Annotated in this window: 6 protein-coding genes and 2 tRNA genes; all 8 read left to right on the plus strand. The window is 32.3% G+C overall.

The features are described from left to right. Positions 1–82 precede the first annotated feature (82 nt). The 8 genes from AC1RRU_RS12235 (at position 83) to AC1RRU_RS12270 (ending at position 8,012) form a co-directional block, all read left to right on the plus strand. A tRNA-Gln gene (locus tag AC1RRU_RS12235) sits at positions 83–157 on the plus strand. A 3-nt stretch (positions 158–160) separates the two neighbouring features. Continuing rightward, positions 161–233: transfer RNA gene (locus AC1RRU_RS12240), tRNA-Lys, on the plus strand. Positions 234–455: 222 nt separating this feature from the next. Then, positions 456–1,262, plus strand: a complete 807-nt coding sequence (gene cdaA / locus AC1RRU_RS12245) for a diadenylate cyclase CdaA (RefSeq protein ID WP_011275189.1) — start codon at positions 456–458, stop codon at positions 1,260–1,262. Between the two features lies 1 nt (position 1,263). After that, entirely contained in the window at positions 1,264–2,196 is a 933-nt protein-coding gene (locus tag AC1RRU_RS12250; RefSeq protein WP_011275190.1) for a CdaR family protein, read from the plus strand. A gap of 24 nt (positions 2,197–2,220) precedes the next feature. Next, positions 2,221–3,573 (plus strand): phosphoglucosamine mutase, encoded by a 1,353-nt coding sequence (gene glmM, locus AC1RRU_RS12255; RefSeq protein WP_011275191.1) that lies wholly within the window; start codon positions 2,221–2,223, stop codon positions 3,571–3,573. A gap of 666 nt (positions 3,574–4,239) precedes the next feature. After that, a complete protein-coding gene (gene glmS, locus AC1RRU_RS12260; protein WP_011275192.1) occupies positions 4,240–6,045 on the plus strand; it encodes a glutamine--fructose-6-phosphate transaminase (isomerizing) in 1,806 nt (601 codons plus the stop codon). A gap of 258 nt (positions 6,046–6,303) precedes the next feature. After that, positions 6,304–7,086, plus strand: a complete 783-nt coding sequence (locus tag AC1RRU_RS12265; RefSeq protein WP_011275193.1) for an ABC transporter ATP-binding protein — start codon at positions 6,304–6,306, stop codon at positions 7,084–7,086. 71 nt (positions 7,087–7,157) lie between these two features. After that, positions 7,158–8,012: an HAD family hydrolase gene (locus tag AC1RRU_RS12270; protein ID WP_029376695.1), complete on the plus strand. Its 855-nt coding sequence runs from the start codon at positions 7,158–7,160 to the stop codon at positions 8,010–8,012. The last annotated feature ends 88 nt before the right edge of the window (positions 8,013–8,100 follow it).

Genomic DNA, 8,100 nt, shown 5'->3' on the forward strand with positions numbered 1-8,100 from the left:
AGCGAAGTGGCTAAACGCGGCGGACTGTAAATCCGCTCCTTCGGGTTCGGCAGTTCGAATCTGCCCCCCTCCACCATTCTAATGGGCTATAGCCAAGCGGTAAGGCAACGGACTTTGACTCCGTCACGCGCTGGTTCGAATCCAGCTAGCCCAGCCATTAGAGCCATTAGCTCAGTTGGTAGAGCATCTGACTTTTAATCAGAGGGTCAGAGGTTCGAATCCTCTATGGCTCACTTATTAGCACTCCTGTATAGGAGTGCTTTTTTTTATAAAATTAAATAAAGGTATTATAGAGTTTATCTATTTAAAGATTGATTATATTGGAAATAAACCATTAATCAATTGCTGATTAATTGATTAATCTACTTTTTTTATACAATTTATTTGTTCATATGACAGTTGTAATTATCATTGGTATAATTATGACTATGGAAAATATATTCGGAGGAGATGCTATGGATTTTTCCAACTTTTTTGATAATCTTAGTACATTAAAAATTGTAACGAGTGTGCTGGATTTACTTATAGTATGGTATGTCCTTTATCTTCTCATAACTGTATTTAAAGGAACCAAAGCAATTCAATTACTTAAAGGTATTCTTTTTATTGTAATTGGTCAACAAGTGAGTAAAATTCTAAATTTAACTGCTACATCTAAACTTTTTGATATTGTAATTCAATGGGGTGTTCTTGCGCTTATTGTTATTTTCCAACCCGAAATAAGAAGAGCATTGGAGCAGTTAGGTCGTGGAAGCTTATTTAAACGTTATACTAATACATACAGTCATGATGAAGAAAAGTTAATTGAAGCAGTATCAAAAGCTGTTCAATATATGGCTAAAAGACGTATTGGTGCTTTGATCGTTTTTGAAAAGGAAACGGGATTACAAGATTATATTGAAACGGGTATAGCGATGAATTCTGAAATATCTCAAGAATTATTAATTAATGTATTTATACCAAATACGCCACTACATGATGGTGCAATGATTGTTCAAAATTCTAAGATTGCTAGTGCAGCTAGTTACTTGCCCTTATCAGATAGTGCTAAAATTTCTAAAAGTCTAGGAACTAGACATAGAGCTGCAGTGGGTATCTCTGAAGTTTCAGATGCATTTACAATTGTTGTTTCAGAGGAAACAGGTTCAATATCTGTAACTTTTGATGGTAAATTACGTAGAGATATCTCAACTGAGGTATTTGAAGAATTATTAGCCGAACATTGGTTTGGCACACGCTTTCAAAAGAAAGGTGTGAAATAAGATGCTAGAGAGTAAATGGGGTCTCAGATTTATTGCTTTACTATTGGCAATCTTTTTCTATTTATCAGTTAATAATGTATTTGGAAATATTTTTAGTAATGATAATTTATCACAAAATTCATCTAAAACAATTGAAGATGTACCTGTTGAGATAATTTATAATTCCAAAGATTTACATGTAACTAAAGCTCCTGAGACTGTTAATGTAACTGTTTCAGGTCCACAATCTAAATTATTAAAAATCGAAAACACCGATGATATCAAAGTTGCAGTGGATTTATCCAACGCTAAAGCCGGAAAATACAAAGAAGACTATATCGTTAAAGGCTTAAGTAATGATATCAATTACAATGTTAAACCTAAGCAAGCTTATGTTACTTTGGAAAATAAAGAAACTAAAACGATGCATGTTCAAGCAGATATAGGGAAAGATGATATAGACCCAAACTATAAAGTGAAAGATAGTTCTGTTGAGCCTAATTCAGTCAAAGTAACTGGAGGACGAGAACAACTTAAGAAAATCGCATATTTAAAAGCTACTTATAAAGAGGCTAACAAATTAAGTCAAGATACTTCTGATGTAGCAGATGTCACTGCTTTTGATAAATCATTAAATAAATTAGATGTTAATATACAGCCTAATCAAGTCAAATTAAATGTTAAACTTCAAGAATATAGCAAGAAGGTTAAAGTTAAAATTAATAAAAAAGGCCGTTTACCTGATGGTGCTAGCTTGGATGATATAACACTAGATGAGAATGAGATAGAGATTTATGGTAACAGAGATGATTTACAAGATATTAATGAGATAGAGGCAAATGTTGATTTGAATAATATAACTGAATCTACAGATCAGAATGTTCAATTAAAATTACCAGACAAAGTAAAAAAGTCTGATCCAGATGAAATAACAGCACATATTAGCTTAAAATAACAAAATTAAAAAGGAGTATTAAAGATGGTAAAATATTTTGGTACTGATGGAGTAAGAGGAATAGCCAATAAAGAGTTAACACCTGAATTAGCATTTAAGTTGGGGCGTTATGGCGGTTATGTATTAGCACATAATGAAGGTGCTGACAGACCAAAAGTTTTAGTTGGTAGAGATACACGTGTGTCAGGTGAAATGCTTGAATCTGCTTTGATTTCAGGATTAGCTTCAATTGGAGCTGAAGTTATGAGATTGGGTGTAATATCTACACCTGGAGTAGCTTACCTTACTAGAGAAATGGGAGCTGAATTAGGAGTAATGATTTCAGCTTCGCACAATCCAGTGGCTGATAATGGAATTAAGTTCTTCGGTGCAGATGGTTTTAAATTATCTGATGCTCAAGAGGAGGAAATTGAAACATTATTAGATCAAGATAATCCTGATTTACCAAGACCGGTAGGAACAGATATTGTACATTTTTCTGATTACTTCGAAGGTGCTCAGAAATATTTAAGCTACTTAAAATCAACTATTGATGTTAATTTAGAAGGATTAAAAATCACACTTGATGGTGCGAATGGTTCTACATCAGCACTAGCACCTTTCTTATTTGGAGATTTAGAAGCTGATACTGAAACAATTGGCTGCAGCCCAGATGGTTATAATATTAATGATAATTGTGGGTCAACTCATCCTGAATTATTAGCTGAAAAGGTTCTTGAAACTGAAAGCGACTTTGGTTTAGCATTTGATGGCGATGGTGACCGATTAATTGCTGTTGATGAAAAAGGTAATATTATTGATGGTGACCAAATCATGTTTGTTATTGGTCAAGAAATGCATAAAAACCAAGAATTAAACAACGATATGATTGTTTCTACTGTTATGAGTAATTTAGGCTTCTATAAAGCTTTAGAAAACGAAGGTATCAAATCTAATAAAACAAAAGTTGGAGATAGATACGTAGTAGAAGAAATGAGAAAAGGTAACTACAACCTTGGTGGTGAGCAATCTGGACATATTGTTATGATGGATTACAATACTACAGGAGATGGCTTATTAACTGGTGTTCAATTAGCTGCTGTTATTAAAATGAGTGGTAAACCTTTAAGTGAGTTAGCTGCTCAAATGAAAAAATATCCGCAATCTCTAATTAACGTTAAAGTTACAGATAAGCATCATGTAGAAGATAATGAAGATGTTAAAAAAGTGATGGATGAAGTAGAGACTGAAATGAATGGTGAAGGCAGAATTTTAGTTAGACCTTCAGGTACAGAACCATTAGTTCGTGTAATGGTCGAGGCTTCAACTGATGAAGATGCGCAACGTTTTGCACAGCGAATTGCTGATGAAGTTCAATCTAAAATGGGCTTAGAGTAACCAATTTAATAAAACAATTTTCGTTTTCCTTCAAAGTTTACATTTAATGTGTAGCTTTGGAGTTTTTTTAATATTAATTAGCGGCTTTCATTAAAGCGCTTTCATTTAATTGGTTGCAATATTGTTTGGTAATAATTTAATAATTAGAAACAATTATTATGTATTTTAGAAGATTACAAAAGATATTTATTTTAAATTTTTACTAAAAAGGTCGGAAATTGTTTGCATTCATTTATCTGAAAAGTGTAAAATAAATAATATTGGAAGGAGGATAGTTCTAAATAAATTATAAAGCGCCAGGGCAAAATATAAGTGTACCTATAATCAAAAGTTAAATATGAGAGCTTTTGTAGGGCAATTTATTTCTTTGCAGACGAGGAGAATAGTCATCGAAAATATCGGCGGATGCTATTCCGGATGAGGCTCATTCGTTAGCTTATTATTTAAAACATTTAGGTAACTAAATGCACAAAAATAATAAGAATGCCTAAAATTTATAAAATCTTAGAAATATAATATGGCTTTAATGGGTAAATATAATAAAGATAAAACATTAATAATTAATAGGATTGTTAATAAAATTACTAATGTTTAAAAACACTTTACCTTTTTAAATTTTATATAACAGATAAAATTTTCAAGCTATATTTAACGGAGGAAAAATTTATGTGCGGAATTGTAGGATATATTGGATATGATAATGCAAAAGAATTGTTATTATCAGGATTAGAAAAATTAGAATATAGAGGATATGACTCAGCTGGTATTGCAGTTGCAAACGATAATGGTACAACTGTTTTTAAAGAAAAAGGTCGTATTGCAGAATTAAGAAAAGTTGCTGACAACAATGACACTGATGGTCACGTTGGTATCGGTCACACACGTTGGGCTACACACGGTGTACCAAGTACAGTGAATTCACATCCTCATCAATCTAATAATGAACGTTTTACATTAGTTCATAATGGTGTAATTGAAAATTATGAAGAATTAAAAAGTGAATATTTATCAGATGTAACATTCCAATCTGAGACAGATACAGAAGTTATTGTTCAATTAGTTGAACATTTCTCGAACAAAGGTTTAGAAACTGAAGAAGCTTTCTCTAAAGTTGTTTCTTTATTACACGGTTCATATGCATTAGGCTTACTTGATAATCAAGATAGCGACACAATCTATGTAGCTAAAAACAAATCACCTTTATTAGTTGGAGTTGGAGAAGGGTTCAATGTCATTGCGTCTGACGCATTAGCTATGATTAAAGTAACAAACGAATATAAAGAAATTCATGATCATGAAATTGTTATTGTTAAAAAAGACAGTGTAACTATTAAAGACCTTGATGGCAATGTACAAGATCGAGACACTTATACTGCTCAAATTGATGCTTCAGATGCTGAAAAAGGTATCTATGATCACTACATGCTTAAAGAAATTAATGAACAACCAGCAGTTATGCGTCGTATTATTCAAGAGTATGAAGATGAAAAAGGCGACCTAAAAATTGATCCTGAAATTGTTAAAGATGTTGCAGCTGCAGATCGTATATATATCATCGCAGCAGGAACAAGTTATCATGCAGGTTTAGTTGGTAAAGAATACTTAGAAAAATGGGCTGGTGTACCTACTGAAGTACATGTAGCTTCTGAATTTGTTTATAACATGCCACTATTATCTGAAAAGCCATTATTCATCTATATTTCTCAATCAGGTGAAACTGCTGATAGCCGTGCAGTGTTAGTTGAAACTAACAAATTAGGTTACAAATCATTAACAGTTACAAATGTGGCTGGTTCAACATTATCACGTGAAGCAGATCATACATTGTTATTACATGCTGGTCCTGAAATTGCAGTTGCTTCAACAAAAGCATATACAGCTCAAATTGCTGTTTTATCAATCTTATCTCAAGTTGTAGCTAAAGCACACGGTCGAGATAATGATATTGATTTATTGAGAGAATTAGCTAAAGTAACAACTGCAATTGAAACAATTGTAGATGATACTCCAGTAATGGAACAAATTGCTAAGGATTTCTTAGAAACAACGCGTAATGCATTCTTCATTGGTCGTACAATGGACTATAATGTAAGTCTTGAAGGTTCATTAAAATTAAAAGAAATTTCATATATTCAAGCTGAAGGATTCGCTGGTGGAGAACTTAAACACGGTACAATTGCATTAATTGAAGACGGCACACCTGTAATCGCATTATCTACACAAGAAAAGGTTAACTTATCTATTCGTGGTAATGTCAAAGAGGTAGTAGCACGTGGAGCAAAACCATGTATTATCTCTATGGAAGGTTTAGAAAAAGAGGGAGATACTTATGTAATTCCACATGTACATGAGTTATTAACTCCGCTTGTATCTGTAGTTACATTACAATTAATTGCTTACTATGCAGCGCTACACAGAGGATTAGACGTAGATAAACCTCGTAACTTAGCTAAATCAGTTACAGTTGAATAGTTCGTCTAAATTTTTAGACGGGGTAAAATTTAATAAGGTTAGATAACATTGAAATTGAAGTGGCTAACTTAAATGTGAAAGCGTTAATAACAAGCTTTTCTCTAATATAGTTACCCTAGTGGGAGCAAGATATTAAATTCATTAAGAATTTGACCTTGCTCTTTTTTTATTTGTAATACTAACTTATAAAATATACAATCTGTTATTTTGAAAATTTATCTGAATTATCTTACAATTATTGTATTGTGAGGTGATACTATGCTAATTTCAATGAATAAAGTACATCGATATAGAAGAGGTAAGCATATATTAAATGGTATTGATTGGAATATTAAAAAAGGGGATAAATGGGTATTATATGGTTTAAATGGTGCTGGAAAAACAACTTTATTAAATATTCTGAACGCTTATGATTCAATTACAAGTGGCAACATAGTCCTTTTTGGTATGACACCTGGAATGGTTGGATATTCAGCAGATAATGTGAGACAACATATAGGTTTCATTTCAAACAAGCTCACTAATCAATTTCAAGATGGCGAGCATGTAATAGGTGTAGTATTAAGTGGCTATTTTAAATCTATTGGCCTATACAAAACATTCAATCATCAACAATTGATAGAGGCGCAGAAGCTATTAAAATTAGTTGGTATGGCAGAATTTGAGAATGAATACCTCGGTTATTTATCAACTGGACAACAACAAAGGGTTATGATTGCACGTGCGCTTATAAGTAATCCAGAATTATTGATTTTAGATGAGCCAGCTTCGGGCTTAGATTTTTTAGCGCGTGAAACACTATTGGAAGTATTAGAAACTTTATCACATGAGCGACCTGAAATTACTATCATTTATGTGACACACTTCATTGAAGAAATCATACCAATATTTGATAAAATTTTTATTTTAAGTAAAGGCGTGAATTTCGCACAAGGAAATATTGATGATGTTTTAACTAGTAAGACGATGTCATCTCTTTTCAATAGAAATGTAGAAGTTATGAATTATAAAAATCGATTTTCTTTACACCTGATAGGGTAATCTCGTTGCACAATTCATCAAATAATGCCACAATTTTAAGAAAGACACGTAAAGGAGAAGGCTACATGACATTGAATAATATCAAAGCGATTTTTCTAGATATGGATGGAACAATTTTACATGAGGATAATAAAGCTTCAATTAAAACAAAATCAGTTATTGATGAATTACGAGAAAAGGGATATAAGATATTTTTAGCAACTGGTCGCTCATATACAGAGATTGATCAACTTGTACCTCCTCAATTTGAAGTTGATGGAATCATCAGTTCTAATGGTACGAGTGGAGAAGTAAACGATGATAATCTTTTCATGCATAGTTTATCGAGTGAAAGTGTTAAACGAATCGTATCTTTAGCACAACAGCAAGAAATATATTATGAAGTTTTCCCATTTAATGGATCAAGAATTGCGCTAAATGAAGATAAAGCATGGATGCAAGAGATGATTAAAGGTGATACGCCTCCAAATCATGTAAGCGAAAGTGAATGGAAATCAAGATTAGATGCAATGTCTGGTAAGATTGATTGGAAAGAGGACATACCTGAAGATGACTATGCTAAAATATATTTATTTACGCCAAACTTAGAAAAAATAACAACTTTTAGAGATGAACTTATTCAAAATCAAGTGCTTTTAAACATTAGTGTTTCTAATTCATCAAGATTTAACGCTGAAACTATGGCATATCATACCGATAAAGGAACGGGTATTAAAGAAATGATAGAACACTTTAATATTAAACAAGAAGACACGCTTGTAATAGGGGATAGTGATAATGATAGAGCTATGTTTGCATTTGGTGGTTATAGCGTCGCAATGAAAAATGCACGACAAGAAATACAGGAAATTACTAATGAAGTGACACAATTCACTAATGAAGAAGATGGTGCTGCATTATTCTTAGAAAGCAAATTCCTAAAATAAAATTGTTGAACATAAAAGAGTCTGGGACATAAACCCTAGAGAAATAGCCAGTAAATGAGTTTTAACAAATTCATTTACTGGCTTCTTT

The organism is Staphylococcus sp. GW821-FHT11H10, assembly GCF_058807855.1.